This is a genomic window from Bifidobacterium dolichotidis, assembly GCF_003951975.1.
GTDB classification, from domain to species: Bacteria; Actinomycetota; Actinomycetes; order Actinomycetales; family Bifidobacteriaceae; genus Bifidobacterium; species Bifidobacterium dolichotidis.
In genome coordinates this window covers 176,533-192,155 of sequence record NZ_QXGM01000002.1, presented here as the reverse complement: position 1 = coordinate 192,155, position 15,623 = coordinate 176,533, and the positions used below count along the sequence as shown (strand labels likewise).

The following is a 15,623-nucleotide window of genomic DNA, read 5'->3' as shown; positions in this document are numbered from 1 at the left end:
GCAGCATGAAGCTATCCGAAGCAATCACCGTCACCAGATGTGAACGCGCTTCTCAGGATCGAGCCACATGCGATCGTTATCCGTGACGCCGAATGCCTTGTAGAACAAGTCGACGTTGCTGGAGATACCGTTCACGCGGTGCTCACCAGGGGAGTGAGGATCGATCTGCAGGTACTGCTCTGCGAGTTCATCGCGGTTCTTACCACGCCAAATCGAAGCATAGCTCAGGAAGAAGCGCTGCAGACCTGTGAATCCATCGAGCACAGGAGCATCATCAAGCGATGCTTCAATTGCGCGTGGATCACCGTCGAGTGCACGGCCGGCCTTCTTATCAAGCGAGAATGCGTAGGCCTTCAGAGCAATATTGACGCCAGAAAGATCGCCAATATTCTCGCCAATCGTCAAAGCACCATTGACGTGTGGTGCCTTGCTTGGGTCGTCTGCATACTTCTCCAGCAGCTGCTGTGGCACAAAGCCGTTGTACTGCTCAATCAGTGCTGCGGTGAGCTCTTCGAAGCGATGACGGTCTTCCTCAGTCCACCAGTTAGCCAGCTTGCCGTCGCCATCGTATTGCGATCCCTGATCGTCGAAACCATGGCCGATCTCGTGACCGATCACGCATCCAATACCACCGTAGTTCGCTGCATCCTCAGCCTCAGGGTTGAAGAATGGAGGTTGCAAAATAGCAGCAGGGAACACAATGATGTTGAGCGAAGGCTCGTAGTAAGCGTTCACGGTCTGTGGGTTCATGAGCCATTCGCCCTTGTCCACATGCTTACCGCACTTGGCCATCTGGAAGCCGAACTCGTAACGCGAAGCAGCGCTGCTGTTCTCGATCAGGCCACGGTCATCAGCCACGTCCAATGCCGTGTAATCGCGCCACTGATCTGGGTAGCCAATCTTGGCCTCGAACTTATCGAGCTTAGTGAGAGCCTTCTGCTTGGTCTCGTCGCTCAGCCACGTGCTGTTCAGAATCGACACATGATAGGCCTCAATGAGGTTGTTCACGAGCTCAGTCATGCGTGCCTTTGAAGATTCAGGGAAGTGCAGCTTAACGTACACTTGGCCAACATCTTCGCCGCTAATGCCGTTGACAAACGAGATACCACGCTTCCAACGGTCACGCTGTTCCTTTGCGCCCGAAAGCACCTTGCCATAGAAGTCGAAGTTCGTGGTATCGAATTCCGAGCTCAAGAGGCTTGCGTGGCCAATAATGACATGAACGCGTGCCCACAACTTGAGATCCTCAAGATCGGAGGTCTCCCAGAAGCTGTTAATGCCTTCCAAGAACGAAGGCTCGTGCACAATTGCGCGCACGAATGCACCGCGCACATCAACAGGAATCGACTTGCTTGCCGTAGAAGCGTCATAAGCCTGCTGCATAGCATCAATCCAAGTGCTCAAATCGAAGTGCTCGAGCATTGCCGCGAGCTCCTCGTACGACTTTGGATTGTTCGTCTTCTGAGGATCACGCGTAGCCACGTTATCCCAGTGGTACGAAGCAATCTTCGTCTCAACTTCCAAATAATGCTTTGCCAGTTCCTGAGCTTCGTCAGCCTGTGCATAATGAGCATTCTCAAGCTGCTTAGCCACCATGTTGACATATGCTTCGCGAATTGGAGCGTAATGATCCTGACGATAGTAAGCCTCATCAGGCAGACCAAGGCCCGACTGCTCAATGTGCATCACATTCGTATTTGGATCAACAGGATCACCATAGATGCTGAAGCCCAGCAGATCAGGGCCGCCAGAAGGGCTCAGCGTACCAAGTACGCGCGTCAGCTCGGTCTTCGTGCTGGCCTGATCAATCATCTCCAGATCAGCACGGATTGGCTCCATGCCTGCATCCTGCACTGCCTGCACATTCAAGAAGGAGCGGTACAACGCCTTGGACTTGATTGCCTCATCGTTATCAGACTCGAGAATATCGCGAATCTGATTCTCAGCGTCCTCCGCCAAACGGTCGAAGGAACCATAGCGAGAGCGGTCATCAGGAAGACGATACGTGTCAATCCAAGGACCATTTACATAACGGAACAAATCGTCCTTCGCACTGATAACAGACGAGAACGATGCCGGATCAATTCCGGATTTCAATGCTTCACTCATGCCCTCACCGTAACCGGCTTTTATGACATGTACAAGTCCAGTGAACAACCTAATTCACAATACCCCCGACCATCAGGCATGTTCGTACCAGAGTTTCAGCTTACTGTCAGATTCGGGGGCGTAGTGTGAGTAGGCACACTAGTGATGGCGCCGTAACTCCGGCCCCGCGCTGAAATCGGGTGTCTAACGGTGCCCACATCTAGGAGAGGAAAACAGCAAATGACTGATCCAAACATGAATCCAAACATTATGGGTACTGACCCATACCGAGGCTATGGCCCATTCCACCTCGTCGAAGAACACCTGCCAACAGGCGCAAAGAACATGATCCGCGCAGCTTATGCCATTATCGGCATCGTCGCTGTGGCCTGCGGTGTTTGCCTGCTGGTGTGGCCAGGAGCAACGCTCGTTGTGGCTACAGTCATTCTGGGTATTTACTTCCTCGTTTCTGGTGTTGTCCGTGTGATCAGCTCGATTGTTGAGCTTGGTCTTCCAGCAGGTTGGCGCGTTCTCGGCGTCATCGTCGGTATTCTGCTCGTCATCGGCGGCATCGTTGTTCTCAAGAACATCACGCTTTCCACCGGCATGCTTGCCGTTATGTTCACGCTGATCGTCGGCATCGGCTGGATCCTCGAGGGTGTTATGGCACTCGCCGAATCGTGGAGTCTTCCAAACTCGGGTTGGGCAATTGCTTACGCCATCATCTCGATTCTCGCTGGCTTCGTTCTGCTGTGCATGCCACTGGCTGGCACGCTCTGGCTCATTCTCTTCGGCGGTATCGCCCTCGTCGTGCTCGGCATTTTCGCCGTCATCCGTGCGTTTACGTTCGGTCGCGCTAAGAAGAATGCATGAACTTATTCATCGCAGTGCACCATCGCGTATCGTGCTCCATTAGGCGAGACGATGCGTAAACCGCACCGCTAAACAGAAGGACCTCCTGCGCTTAGGTGTAGGAGGTTTTTTTATGTCTAAATTTCAGTGCTATTCAATCACTCCATATTTTGCCTTACGTGCGGGAGCTGGTTTCAGTGTGCGGGAGTTGTTGGTAATCGCGATTCATGATTAGGCTGATCAGCTGTTTTGCCTTACGTGCGGGAGTCATCGATTTGATGGGGTAGCGGTTTAGTCGCTGAGTGTTTCTCGCTTATGTGCGGCATGAGTTGATCAGTGGCGTATCGAGAATGATATGCAAGAACAACATCGGGCATTGTCAGTGGTAGGTTGGAAGTAATTAACCGAAGGTAGAAAGACCCTTACGATGATTGAACTGAAAACTCATAAAGAGATTGAAGAGATGAAGCCAGCAGGCCGCTTCGTTGGTGGCATTCTGCGTGAACTTCGTGAGACGACCAAGGTTGGTACGAACCTGCTCGAAATTGATGAGTTCGTGCACAAGAAGATTGTTGACCGTAAGGGTGCAACGTCTTGCTACGTTGACTACGCTCCAGATTTCGGCACTGGCCCATTCGCTCACTACATCTGCACGTCGGTGAATGACGCTGTGCTGCACGGTGTTCCATACGATTACAACCTGAAGGATGGCGATCTCGTCAGCCTCGACCTCGCAATCAACGTTGACGGCTGGGTCGCTGACTCCGCAATCAGCTTCGTTGTTGGTGAGCACCAGGATCCATCGGATCTGCGCATCATCAAGTGCACGGAAGAAGCACTGGCAGCAGGTATCGATGCAGCTCGCGCAGGCAACCGTCTTGGCGACGTTTCCCACGCAATCGGCGATGTGGCTCGTGAATATGGTTACCCAATCAACCTTGACTTCGGCGGTCACGGCGTTGGTCACATTATGCACGGCGATCCACACGTTCCAAACGATGGCAAGGCACACCACGGCTACAAGCTGCGCGAAGGCCTTGTGATCGCAATCGAGCCTTGGTTCTGCAAGTCGACCGACGACATTTACCAGGATCCAAAGGATGGCTGGACGCTCAAGAGCGAGGACGGCTCCCGTGGTGCACACAGCGAGCACACGATCGCTATCACCGAGCACGGTCCAGAAATCCTGACGGTTCGCGACTAGTCTGTTCGAATGGTCTTGGACTCCTCATTCTGAGGAGCTGCATTTCAGCCAAGTTCAAGATGCATTTCAGACACCTCAGGCCATTGAGCTAGAGACCTCATAGCCGCATATAACTTCAATGCCTAGCAGTATCACGCTGCTAGGCATTTTTTGTTTCTGCAGTTGCAACTCAAGTTCAGTTGCAACTCCAGCTCAGATACAACTCAAGTTCAGTTGCAATCCAAGTTCAGCTGTAACTCGCATTTAGTTGCAATAACCAATCAGCCACAACTCCCACTCGTTTACACAATGAGACGCAGCAACGTTTGGCAATACAAGCTCACCTATAGTGGGCACATCCATATCGCCCGATGCTGATGCCGATATGGCCAACGATTGCCGAGGAAAGGGTTGACGCTTCTGATGACCAATGCTCATCTCCATTTAGGGTCGCTGCGTACGGAACTTCCTTTAATCAAGTCGACCGAAGGACCAAACGGTGTTCTTATGTCGCCAATGCGTAATGATGACATTGTTTCGCTCGACCCAGGCTTCTTAACCACCGCACAATGCACATCGGCCATTACCTACATTGATGGCAAGAACTCGATTCTGCGGTATCGCGGCTATCCAATCGAGCAGTTGTGTGAACAATCTGATTTTCTTGAAGTCGCCTGGCTGCTGCGCTATGGCGAATTACCAACGCAAGAGCAGTATGACACATTCGTCAACGGTATTAACCATCGCACTATGGTGGGCGAGGACTTCCGCTCACTTATGAGCTCATTCCCGCACTCTGCTCATCCAATGAGTGTGCTGGCTTCAGCAATTAACGCGCTCGCAGCGTTCTACCCGGAAACAACCGATGTTTCTGATCCAGAGCAGATCGCAGAAGCAGCCACCATCATCATGGCCAAAGCGCGCACCATCGTGAGCTATGCCATGCGCCGTCGTCTTGACGAGCCAATGATGTATCCCGACTATTCACGCGGATATATCGACGATTTCCTACGCATGTGCTTCGCCGTGCCTTATGAAAGCTACGATCCTGATCCGCTGCATGTACACGCATTAGGCCGCTTGCTCATTATTCACGCTGATCATGAGCAAAACTGCTCCACATCAGTGGTACGTATTGCAGGATCCGCACACGCTAATCTCTACTCAGCAGTCGCAGCCGGTATTAACGCACTGTCCGGTCCTTTGCATGGTGGTGCTAATGAGCGTGCGCTGCGCCAGCTCGAAGATATTGCACAATCGGGTCTAAGCGTGAAACAGTACGTGGAACAGGCCAAACAAGAAGGACGACGCATTTCTGGCCTTGGTCATCGAGTCTACAAGTCGTATGATCCGCGTGCTGCGATTGCTAAGCAGTATTTAACAGAAATCATGAAAAATCCAAGTCAGCTGCACTTAAGCGAGGATGAGTGCCAACTGTTCCGCGTCGCAACTGAACTGGAAGAAATCGCGCTGAACGATGACTATTTCATCTCTCGTAACCTGTACCCGAACGTTGATTTCTATACGGGCTTGATTTACCGTGCGATTGGTTTCGACGAGTCGATGTTCACGCCGCTGTTTGCGCTCGGTCGTATTCCAGGCTGGATCGCGCAGTACGTTGAGCTCATGAATGATCCGATGACGAAAATTGGCCGTCCGCGTCAGGTCTACGTGGGGGAGCGCCTGCGCGATTACGTGCCAATTGATCAGCGCGGATAAGTTATAGCTGATTTCGCGAAGTACTGTCTCTATCTGACCAGTTTGCAGCGCTCAGTATTACTTGTGATACGGCTCGCCAGCGTTGATTTTGTAGGCGCGATAAATCTGCTCGAGCAAAATCACACGCATCAGCTGATGGGGGAACGTCATACGGGAGAAACTCAGCAGCATATCGGCACGCTTAAGCACGCGCTGATCAAGGCCCAGTGAGCCGCCAATAACAAGTGCAATATTGCTGTGACCATGCAACCCGAAATCATTAATCGTCTGCGCAAGCTGTTCGCTCGTCAGCATTTTTCCTTCAATTGCCAGCGCAATCACGGTCTGCTGCGGCTTGATATGACTGAGGATGCGCTCGCCCTCACGCTCCTTAATCTGCAGTTCCTCGGCCTCACTTGCATGTTCCGGCGTCTTTTCGTCGGCCACTTCCACAATCTTGAGCTTGCAGAATCGAGAGAGTCGCTTGCTGTATTCGGCAATTGCGTCGCGCAAGTACCGTTCTTTCACCTTGCCTACGGCAATAATTGTGATATTCATGCTGTGCCTCTTCTCAATTCCAAGCAACTGTTGGCGGCCGTTTCATACTGACTTAACGACGCTCTATACAATAACGCCGCCTCAAACCTTGACCGAACATTGCCGAACAATACCAAGTCCATTGTTGCAGCAACCAACGGCGGTTGAGACGGCGTAGAGCCTGTATAACAGGAGAGTTTTATGACAGTGGAGTCAACATAACAGTGGAGCCTTTACATCTGTAAAGGCTTGAGAACACTAGTGCACAGTAGAGCAGCATTGCATAGTAAAACATCAGTGCGCAGTAGAGCAGTAGTGCATAGCAAAACACCGGTACACAGTGCAGCACTCCACACTAGTTCTTATGCAAACTCGAGTTCAGCTCAATACCAACTTTGCGGAAACGAGCCTGTACAGCACCTGTCATCGAGTTACGAATAAACAAAATATTGTCTTTGCCAGAGAGCTCAGCACCCTTGACGACTGTAATATCCTCGCCACTATTGAGCTTTTGCTTATTGACCACTTCAATCTTGGTACCAGCAGTCACATAGAGACCAGCTTCAACAACGCAATTGTCACCAAGAGAAATGCCAATACCAGCATTGGCACCAAGCAGCGAATGCTCACCAATTGAGTTGCGCAGCTTGCCGCCGCCCGAAAGCGTGCCCATAATCGAAGCGCCACCGCCAACATCGGAGCCATTACCAACAACAACGCCCTGCGAAATACGGCCCTCAACCATCGAAGTGCCCAGCGTACCAGCATTGAAGTTCACAAAGCCAGCATGCATAACCACAGTGCCTTCAGCGAGATGAGCGCCCAAACGAACCTGATCCGCATTAGCTACGCGAACGCCCGTTGGTACCACATAATCAAGCATGCGAGGGAACTTATCAACGCTACGCACTTCAACACCAACCGGCATTGGCGTTGGCATCGGCATAAGGCCAGCGCCGCCAGCATTCGCTTGGAACAGACTCTGCTCAACATCGTTCTTACGCAAGGCAAAGTCCTCAACAGCAAATGGACCATAATTCGTCCACACCACATTGTTGAGCTTGCCATAAATACCATCAAGATTCAGGCTATTTGGCAGAGCCAAACGCATACTCATTAAATGCAGACGCAAATACGCATCAGCAGCATCCACAATTGGCTCATCAATATGACTCACTATGAACACAGGAACACGACGCACACCTCGGGCATCAGCCGTTTCATGTACTAAAGCACCGAATTGATGATTTGGTCGTTGCACATCGGATGGGGCAGTACCAAGTTCGAGTTTTGGATACCACACATCAAGTGTGCGATTCTGCGCATCAATACTTGCTAAACCCCAGCCCCATGCGGTACGTGGTTCACTCATATCAACAGCTCCTTCATACCAGCAAGCAACAGCTCGCCGTTGTGGTCACAGTTGTTTGTATTGCTGCCACTGTTGCGATGTTCAGCGCAAATGGCTCGTATCGTAAGTGGCTTGTATCAAGTGCAAACAGGGCATCATATGCCTCATGCAATTGAGTATTGCGTTCAACTGTAATGGAATCAGTATGGGCGTCTACTGTGGGTGCACGATATGGACACATTCTTACAGGCGAATCAGTGGAATGGGACTACAGTTGCGCGTACACTTGCGACGTATGAGTGCGTCTATGAATCATGCAGGACTTTGACCTTTTTATCTATGAGCCGCTCACTTGCACAAAGTGAGTAATTGCAAGGCTCATATCGTTCTATACCCAATTCATCCATAGACATTTCACGCAACAAGAAGAGAATATAGAGAATCATGGCAGAATTTGATTTTTCCCAAGCCATTGCCGATGCGCGCGCAAAATATGAGGAAATTGCACTCGCACTCGATACCGATCGCTTGAAGTCCCAGGAAGCAGAACTTGAGAAGGAAGCTGCAGAACCAGGACTTTGGGATGACCCAGAGCATGCACAGAAGGTTACGAGCAAGCTGTCGGCTGTACAGTCCCAGCTCAAGCACCTCGCTTCTGCTGCTTCGCGCATTGACGATGTAGAAACCCTCGTTGAACTCGGTAAAGAAGAGTCCGACCAAGACACGCTTGATGAAGCTCGTGCAGAAGTGGATTCGATTAACAGCGATCTGCGCGATATGGAAATCCAGACGCTTATGGACGGCGAATACGATGAGCGTTCAGCCGTTGTAACGATCCGCTCCGGTGCAGGCGGCGTTGATGCAGCAGACTTCGCACAAATGCTGCTGCGCATGTACCTGCGTTGGGCTGAGCGTAACGGCTTCAAGGCTAAGGTCATGGATACGTCGTATGCAGAAGAAGCTGGCATTAAGTCGGCAACGTTCCAGGTCGATGCTCCATACGCCTACGGTCGTCTCTCGGTCGAAGGTGGTACACACCGTCTGGTCCGTATTTCTCCATTCGATAACCAAGGCCGTCGTCAGACGAGCTTCGCAGCTGTCGAAGTGGTCCCACTCGTTGAGGCAACCGATCACATCGAAGTCCCAGACTCCGAGATCCGCGTTGATACGTACTGCGCTTCTGGTCCTGGTGGCCAGGGCGTGAACACGACGTACTCGGCTGTGCGTATTACGCACATCCCAACCGGCATCGTCGTGACGATGCAGGACGAGCGTTCGCAGATTCAGAACCGTGCAGCCGCAATGGCCGTGCTGCAGTCTCGACTGCTCGTGCTGCGCCACGAAGAAGAAGCTCGTAAGAAGAAGGAACTGGCTGGCGATATTAAGGCTAGCTGGGGCGACCAGATGCGTTCGTATGTGCTGCACCCTTACCAGATGGTTAAGGATCTGCGCACTGGTGAGGAGACGAGCCAGACGCAGGCTGTGTTCGATGGCGATATTGACGCATTCATTCAGGCAGGTATCCGTTGGCGTCACGAGCAGCGTCGTCAAGCTGCTGAAAACGCTGAAGAGTAAACAGCCTGCCTTATAACAACCCCTGCAATCGGCTCGAGCTGCACACCATATCAGCTCGAGCCGCTCGCGCCAAAGGTTGCTTCGTGGAACCCCAACCACCACCGGCTAGTTCAGATCGCAACAATCTGTTCCACGATCACAGTGTGAACGGTTTGAACAGATACTGGTCTGAACTGGAACTTTTCGCCAAAAAGTGGTTTGAATGATGTAGCAGCCGAGCTGAGAGCAGTTTGTTTTGAGTAGCAGTTTGGAAACGGAGTAGAACACCATGGCTTTGATTTCGCTGGAACATGTCAGCAAAATCTATCCTCGCGCAACGCGACCTGCGCTCGACGATATTAATTTAGAGATTGATCGCGGCGATTTTGTGTTCCTCGTGGGCTCGTCGGGCTCGGGTAAGACTTCGCTGCTGCGCCTGATGCTGCGCGAAGAGGAAGCCACGGATGGCGAGATTCGCATTGGTGGTTACGATCTGCGACGTCTGCCTGATAAGCAGGTGCCTCATTTCCGCCGTACGGTCGGCACTGTGTTCCAGGACTACAAGCTGCTGATGAATAAAACAGTCTGGCAGAACGTGGCCTTTACGCTTGAAGTTATTGGTACGCCTCGTTCTACGATTCGTTCGCTCGTGCCTAAGGTGTTGCAGACGGTTGGTCTGACGGGCAAAGAGAAGAACATGCCTCACGAGCTCTCCGGTGGTGAGCAGCAGCGTGTGGCAATTGCTCGCGCTTACGTCAACCATCCTCAGATTCTTCTGGCTGATGAGCCTACTGGAAACTTGGATCCTACAACGTCGCTCGGCATTATGGAAGTGCTCGATGCTATTAACCGCACGGGCACGACGATTGTTATGGCAACGCACAACGAGGAAATTGTGAACTCGATGCGTAAGCGCGTTGTTGAGCTCAATAAGGGCAAGATTGTGCGTGATGAGCGCAACGGTCTCTATGATTCTCAGCTGTACTTCCCAGATGCTCAGGTGCAGGCTCAGTCGCACGACGCCATTGCTAATACGCGAGCTGTTATTGCTGAACTTCCTCACCAGCAGCGCCTTGATTCTGAGCGCGATGCTGCTGGTTTGGTGCAGGCTGTTTCTGCATCGTTGAATGCTGAGCATGCTGACGAAGGTATCGCTCGTCTCGCACGTTCGGTGCACGCTGGCAATACGGGTCGCTATGGTGATGCATTCGCCCCAGTCGAGCAGACCTTGACGTGGGGTAAGGGCCTGAATCTGCAGAGTATGAAGGATGATGAGTCTGCAGCGGCAACCTCTTCTGATAGTGCATCTGAGGTCACTTCCGATTCAGCTTCGGACGCTGCATCCGATTCGGCATTCAACTCGGCTTCCGAGTCCACTTCGACTGTTTCGTCCGAGGCTGCCGACTCTGCTACAGCTACTGCTTCTGCAGACTCTGCTGCAGTTCCAGCCGCACCAGCTACTTCTGATTCGTCAGCTGTACTCTCTGAGACTGTGGCCATGGCGCCAATCGTTGACGACTCTTCAGATACTGCTTTGAATTCTTCTGATACCGCACTGGCAGCTTCGTCCGAAACTCATGTGGCCGCCGTGCCTGCACCACCAGCTCCGCCAGTGCCTCCAGCACCACGTGCGGTTCCGGTGCCACCTGTACCTGTTACCCAAGATTCAACATCCATTCCAGTTCCTGCACCGCAGTCATTGAACTCCGATGAACATGCGTTCGCAGGCCAGTCCCAGGAGCCACAGGCCCAGGAGGAAACCCGATGAAACTGCGATTTATTCTGTCTGAAACCGCAACGAGCTTACGGCGCAATGTTCCTATGCTGCTGTCGGTTATGCTCGTGACGTTCATTTCATTCCTGTTTATTGGTGCTTCGTTACTAACTCAGGCTCAGATTACGAAGGCTAAGGGCGATTGGTATGACAAGGTTGAGGTCGTAGTGTGGCTCTGCCCAGATGGTACGAGCTCATCGGCTAACTGTGCAGCAGGTACTGCAGCAACAGCAGCTCAGATTAATGATATTCAGAAGGTTATTCATACTGAGCTCGCTGATGATGTTTCTGACATCACGTTTATGAGCAAGGATCAGTTCTACAAGGATTCGTTCCTGAAGCAGTATCCAAACGGTCAGTACCAGGGCCGTACGCTTACGGCAGATGATATGCAGGACTCGTTGTGGCTCAAGCTAAAGAATCCAGAAAAATATAAGGTTGTTTCCGAAGTATTATCTGGTCAAGAAGGCGTAGAAGAAGTTGTTGATCAGCGACAGATTTTTGAGCCAGTATTCGCTGTGCTCAACCGCGCTACGGTAGCAACTGCTGGCTTGGCTGTGGTGATGGTTATTGTCGCAATTATGCTGACGGGTACCACAATTCGTATGTCCGCTGCTTCCCGCAGTGAAGAGACAGAAATTATGCGACTTGTTGGTGCATCAAATTGGACGATTCGACTGCCATTCTTACTCGAAGGTGCAATAGCATCATTTGTGGGATCGGTACTTTCTTGTGTCGCACTCGGTATCTTCGTCAAGGTATTTATTACCGATTGGCTTGCCGATTCAATTAAGTGGATCCCGTACATTGGTCAAACCGATGTGCTGCTTATTTCACCAATTTTGATTATTGGCGCAATTCTTCTTTCTGTTATTGCATCGAGTGTTGCTCTTCGTAGATATTTGAAGGCTTAATAGCAAAGAATTCGATTTTGTTAACAGGAATAACATTCTCGTTATTTTTGTTAAGTTCGTGAAACATCGTTGCACGCTGTTCACCAACTATTGCATCCTCGTAGCGAAGTGCTACCGTTGGTCACGTCTGGATTGCTGGTGCGTCTGCGCAGCAACGATGTACTAGCGGAAAGGGAAAAATGCCCAAGGTAAAAATGATGAAACCCCTGATTACTGCTTGCGCAGCAGTTTCCCTGGGTTTACCTTTAGCCCTCGTGTCCTCGGTACCTTTTGACCAGGTGGCGTACGCTAACACGTACAGCAATTTGTTGAATGCACAGAACCAGCATGCTGCTAGCCAGCAGCGTGAGGCTAATCTGCGTAAGCAGTTGGCAGGCGTTGAGTCGTCGCTGGCTGATCAAATTGTTGAGCTCGACACGTTGACGAACGAGCAGATTCCTGCAGCTCAGGCAAAAGTGGAGTCCGCAAATAATGCGGCCGCTGCAGCACAAACAGAATCCGATGCTGCTGCAAGCCGAGTAGAAGCTGCTCGCAAAGATAAAGAAAATCTTGAAGAGAAAATCAAGCAGACTGGCAAAGACTATGATGACGCCCATGCTGCAGTAGCGCAGATGGCACGTGAGTCTATGCATGGTTCTGACACCTCGGACATGATGAGTGTTATGACGGGTGCTCAGAGCACGAAGAGCTTCATTCAGTCCATGCAGTCGCGCGATGCAATTTCTCGTAATGAAGCCAATGCGGCTTCCGATGCTGCTAACGAACTCAATACGTCGATGAACCGTACTGAGCGTCTCGAAGCAATCGAAAAGCGCATTACCAAACTAAAGTCTGAAGCCGATAGGAAGTTGGCTACTGCACAGAGCACAGCGGCTAAGGCAGAATCAGAACGCGCACAGCTTGATGAGCTGCGAGCCAAGGGCGAAAGCGCACGTGCTTCGCTCGAAGCTCAGCAGTCGAAGCTGACTTCTGATAAGGCAAAGCAGGCTGCTCAGACTGTGATGCTGGCATCGCAGGTTGATTCGTTTAACCGCCAGTACCAGAAGGAACAGGCAGAGGCTGCAAGTCAAGTGACGCCAGTTGGCCCACAGGGCCCTTCGCAGCCAGTCACTCCTACGCCAACTCCACAGCCTCAGCCAGTCACTCCTACGCCAACTCCGACGCCAACGCCTCAGCCAGTGAACCCTGGTGGCGGATCTGGCGGTCAGGGTACGGCTAACGGCGATTATGGCAATGCTTATGCAGCAGGTCAGTGCACTTGGTGGGCATACCAGCGTCGTCTGCAAATGGGCATCCGTACGCCATCTTATTTGGGTAATGGTGGCCAGTGGGCATACACGGCTCCAAGTTACGGCTTGCGCGTTGACCGCATCCCTCAGGTGGGCGCTGCAGTTTCGTTCGCACCGTATCAGGAAGGTGCTGATCCTGTCTACGGCCACGTTGCAGTCGTCGAATCTGTTGGTGCTAATTCGATCACGATTTCCGAAATGAACGTGCAGGGCGTGTTCGTGGTTTCCTACCGCACGCTGTCCAACCCAAGTAGATTCCTGTACGTCCACTAAGCACATAGTTGCTGCACTGTGCTTATGATGGAAACAGCTGAGTAACCACTGCAGTACCGAGTATGAATTGATATGAGGTACAAGCAGAAGTAAACATAACGAAGCCGACCGTAACCCAAGCGATTGGGGACGGTCGGTTTCGTGCGATATAGATCGGACGAAACATGGCTAAGCAGAAGCCAGCAGGTCAGCGTGACGGACTGATTGCGCAGAACAAGAAGGCGCGTCACGATTACGCGATTGAAGATGAACTTGAGGCCGGCATTGTGCTGACCGGAACGGAAGTGAAGTCGCTGCGTGAGGGACGTGCGTCACTGTCTGAATCGTTCGTTTCGATTGATAGGCGCGGTGAGATGTGGCTCGAAGGCGCCAATATTCCTGAATATTTGAACGGTACGTGGAATAACCACGCACCTAAGCGCAAGCGTAAGCTGCTGTTGCACGCAGCTCAGATTGAGAAGCTTGCGCGCCAGACGCAGGCTAAGGGCTACACCGTGATTCCGCTGAGCCTGTATTTCAAGGACGGACGTGTGAAGGTTAAGATCGCGCTGGCCCGCGGTAAGAAGGAATATGACAAGCGCCAGGCCCTGCGTGAGGAGCAGGATAAGCGCGAGGCACTTCGTGTGATGCGTTATCGCAACAAGGTTGCTCGCGGCATTCAGTGAGTCCATACATTTCGTTCAAAGAAGCCTAACTTTCCCGAGAAATCGGCAGAAAGTTGGGCTTTTTCTATATCTGGCTTATGTGCGGAGGTGAAGTGCGGGGAGGGAGACGTGGAAAGTGAAGTGAAGAGAATGAGGTGCGGAGAGTGAGGTGCGGAGAGTGAGGTGAGGGGAGTACGTGAGTGAAGGGAAAATGAGGTTTCAGCGCGTTGCTAAAGGGGGTGTTCGTGACAATCGCGAATAGGATTCAGTAACTAGTGGAGATGGGTGAGCAATCGCATAGTGAGATATCTTGCGGTCAGGTCTCATATAACGAAATTCTTACCCGAGAATTCATTTTTCGTAGCATTTCATTTCTATGCTTCGTGGCAATCCGACCTGATCGGAGTACAGAGAGCGATGAGAAGGAGTGCCCCCTTGAGTATTAAGAATAATTCTTATGTAAAAACTGCAATTGCAGCGCTGATTGCTGCAGGAACTCTGGTGGGAACTGCTGCCTGCGGTACGAGTGATTCCTCGTCTTCAGATGGTGCATCGCTAACGAATTCCTCCAAGTTCGATGCGTCCACGGTTGCCAAGGATGAAACCATCGCAGCCCTTGTACCAGAACACTATAAGGCCGATGGCAAGCTGACCGTGGGCATGGATACGTCGTATGCTCCGGCTGAATTTTTAGCAGAGGATGGCAAGACGCCAGAAGGCTATGATGTCGACCTCGCTAAGGCAATTGCTGCAGTTATGGGTCTCGAAGCTGAGCCAATAACGAGTAAATTCGATTTAATTATTCCTTCGGTTGGATCGAAATTTGATTTGGGAATTTCTTCGTTTACGGTGTCTCCAGAACGCATGGATGCTGTTGATTTTGTTTCTTATTATCAAGCAGGATCACTGTGGGCGACGCGCAAAGGTAATCCAGATCATGTCAACGTCGATGATCTGTGTGGCTTGACTGTGGCTGTACAAACAGGCACGACGCAAGAGCAGGAGATCGCTGAAAAGAATCAGCAGTGCAAGGCTGATGGCAAGAAGTCGATTGAAGTGCTGTCGTCGGCTCAGCAGACTGACGTGACGACGAATGTGACGACCGGTAAGGCCGTTGCGTTCTATGCTGACTCGCCAATTGCGGAATATGCAATTGCACAAACCGATGGTGTACTTGAGCCGCTTACTGACGTAGCTGGTATTGCTCAGCAGGGCATTGTTGTCAAGAAGGGTGATACGGCAATGGCACAGGCTGTGCAGCAAGCTGTGCAAAAGCTTATGGATGATGGTACCTACGAGAAGATTCTCGACGCGTGGGGAGTGAAGTCGGGTCAAATTACCAAGGCTGAAATTAATCCAACGGACAGTAGCGCAAAGAACTAGTCGATTGCATCTCGTGAGCCAAACCAGTGCATTGCATAGGAAACTGCATATGGCGCTATATGGTGCACTGGCTTGGCAGCAGG

At 51.5% G+C, this 15,623-nt stretch carries 12 protein-coding genes; 9 read left to right on the top strand and 3 right to left on the bottom strand.

Annotation, left to right across the window (positions count from 1 at the left end):
* Nucleotides 1-30: 30 nt before the first annotated feature.
* Nucleotides 31-2,109, bottom strand: a complete 2,079-nt coding sequence (locus D2E26_RS04660) for a M13 family metallopeptidase (protein WP_125963548.1) — start codon at nucleotides 2,107-2,109, stop codon at nucleotides 31-33.
* Between the two features lie 219 nt (nucleotides 2,110-2,328).
* Here D2E26_RS04660 and D2E26_RS04655 point away from each other — a divergent pair, with 219 nt between their 5' ends.
* The 3 genes from D2E26_RS04655 (at nucleotide 2,329) to D2E26_RS04645 (ending at nucleotide 5,842) form a co-directional block, all read left to right on the top strand.
* Nucleotides 2,329-2,961 carry an HdeD family acid-resistance protein gene (locus D2E26_RS04655; protein WP_241218876.1) on the top strand — a complete coding sequence of 211 codons (633 nt, stop codon included), beginning with the start codon at nucleotides 2,329-2,331 and terminating at the stop codon, nucleotides 2,959-2,961.
* Nucleotides 2,962-3,367: 406 nt separating this feature from the next.
* Entirely contained in the window at nucleotides 3,368-4,144 is a 777-nt protein-coding gene (gene map / locus D2E26_RS04650; protein ID WP_125963547.1) for a type I methionyl aminopeptidase, read from the top strand.
* 402 nt (nucleotides 4,145-4,546) lie between these two features.
* Nucleotides 4,547-5,842, top strand: coding sequence for a citrate synthase (locus tag D2E26_RS04645; RefSeq protein WP_125963546.1), 1,296 nt, complete (start codon nucleotides 4,547-4,549; stop codon nucleotides 5,840-5,842).
* Between the two features lie 57 nt (nucleotides 5,843-5,899).
* Here the strand turns inward: D2E26_RS04645 and rlmH are convergent, their stop codons facing one another.
* Both rlmH and dapD read right to left on the bottom strand, forming a co-directional pair.
* Complete coding sequence (gene rlmH / locus D2E26_RS04640; RefSeq protein ID WP_125963545.1) at nucleotides 5,900-6,379, bottom strand: 23S rRNA (pseudouridine(1915)-N(3))-methyltransferase RlmH; 480 nt, start codon at nucleotides 6,377-6,379, stop codon at nucleotides 5,900-5,902.
* Nucleotides 6,380-6,713: 334 nt separating this feature from the next.
* A complete protein-coding gene (gene dapD, locus D2E26_RS04635; RefSeq protein WP_125963544.1) occupies nucleotides 6,714-7,730 on the bottom strand; it encodes a 2,3,4,5-tetrahydropyridine-2,6-dicarboxylate N-succinyltransferase in 1,017 nt (338 codons plus the stop codon).
* A 423-nt stretch (nucleotides 7,731-8,153) separates the two neighbouring features.
* Between dapD and prfB the strand changes: the two genes are divergently transcribed.
* From prfB to D2E26_RS04605, 6 genes are all read left to right on the top strand, one after another.
* Nucleotides 8,154-9,284, top strand: coding sequence for a peptide chain release factor 2 (gene prfB / locus D2E26_RS04630; protein WP_125963543.1), 1,131 nt, complete (start codon nucleotides 8,154-8,156; stop codon nucleotides 9,282-9,284).
* A gap of 268 nt (nucleotides 9,285-9,552) precedes the next feature.
* Nucleotides 9,553-11,031 (top strand): cell division ATP-binding protein FtsE, encoded by a 1,479-nt coding sequence (gene ftsE / locus D2E26_RS04625; RefSeq protein ID WP_206432068.1) that lies wholly within the window; start codon nucleotides 9,553-9,555, stop codon nucleotides 11,029-11,031.
* On the top strand, nucleotides 11,028-11,951 hold the full coding sequence (gene ftsX, locus D2E26_RS04620; protein WP_125963542.1) for a permease-like cell division protein FtsX: 924 nt from the start codon (nucleotides 11,028-11,030) through the stop codon (nucleotides 11,949-11,951). The genes ftsE and ftsX overlap by 4 nt, the downstream gene beginning before the upstream one ends.
* Nucleotides 11,952-12,130: 179 nt before the next feature.
* Nucleotides 12,131-13,513, top strand: a complete 1,383-nt coding sequence (locus tag D2E26_RS04615) for a CHAP domain-containing protein (protein WP_125963541.1) — start codon at nucleotides 12,131-12,133, stop codon at nucleotides 13,511-13,513.
* Between the two features lie 164 nt (nucleotides 13,514-13,677).
* Nucleotides 13,678-14,178: an SsrA-binding protein SmpB gene (gene smpB / locus D2E26_RS04610; protein ID WP_125963540.1), complete on the top strand. Its 501-nt coding sequence runs from the start codon at nucleotides 13,678-13,680 to the stop codon at nucleotides 14,176-14,178.
* Nucleotides 14,179-14,574: 396 nt separating this feature from the next.
* Nucleotides 14,575-15,540 carry an ABC transporter substrate-binding protein gene (locus D2E26_RS04605; RefSeq protein WP_125963539.1) on the top strand — a complete coding sequence of 322 codons (966 nt, stop codon included), beginning with the start codon at nucleotides 14,575-14,577 and terminating at the stop codon, nucleotides 15,538-15,540.
* The last annotated feature ends 83 nt before the right edge of the window (nucleotides 15,541-15,623 follow it).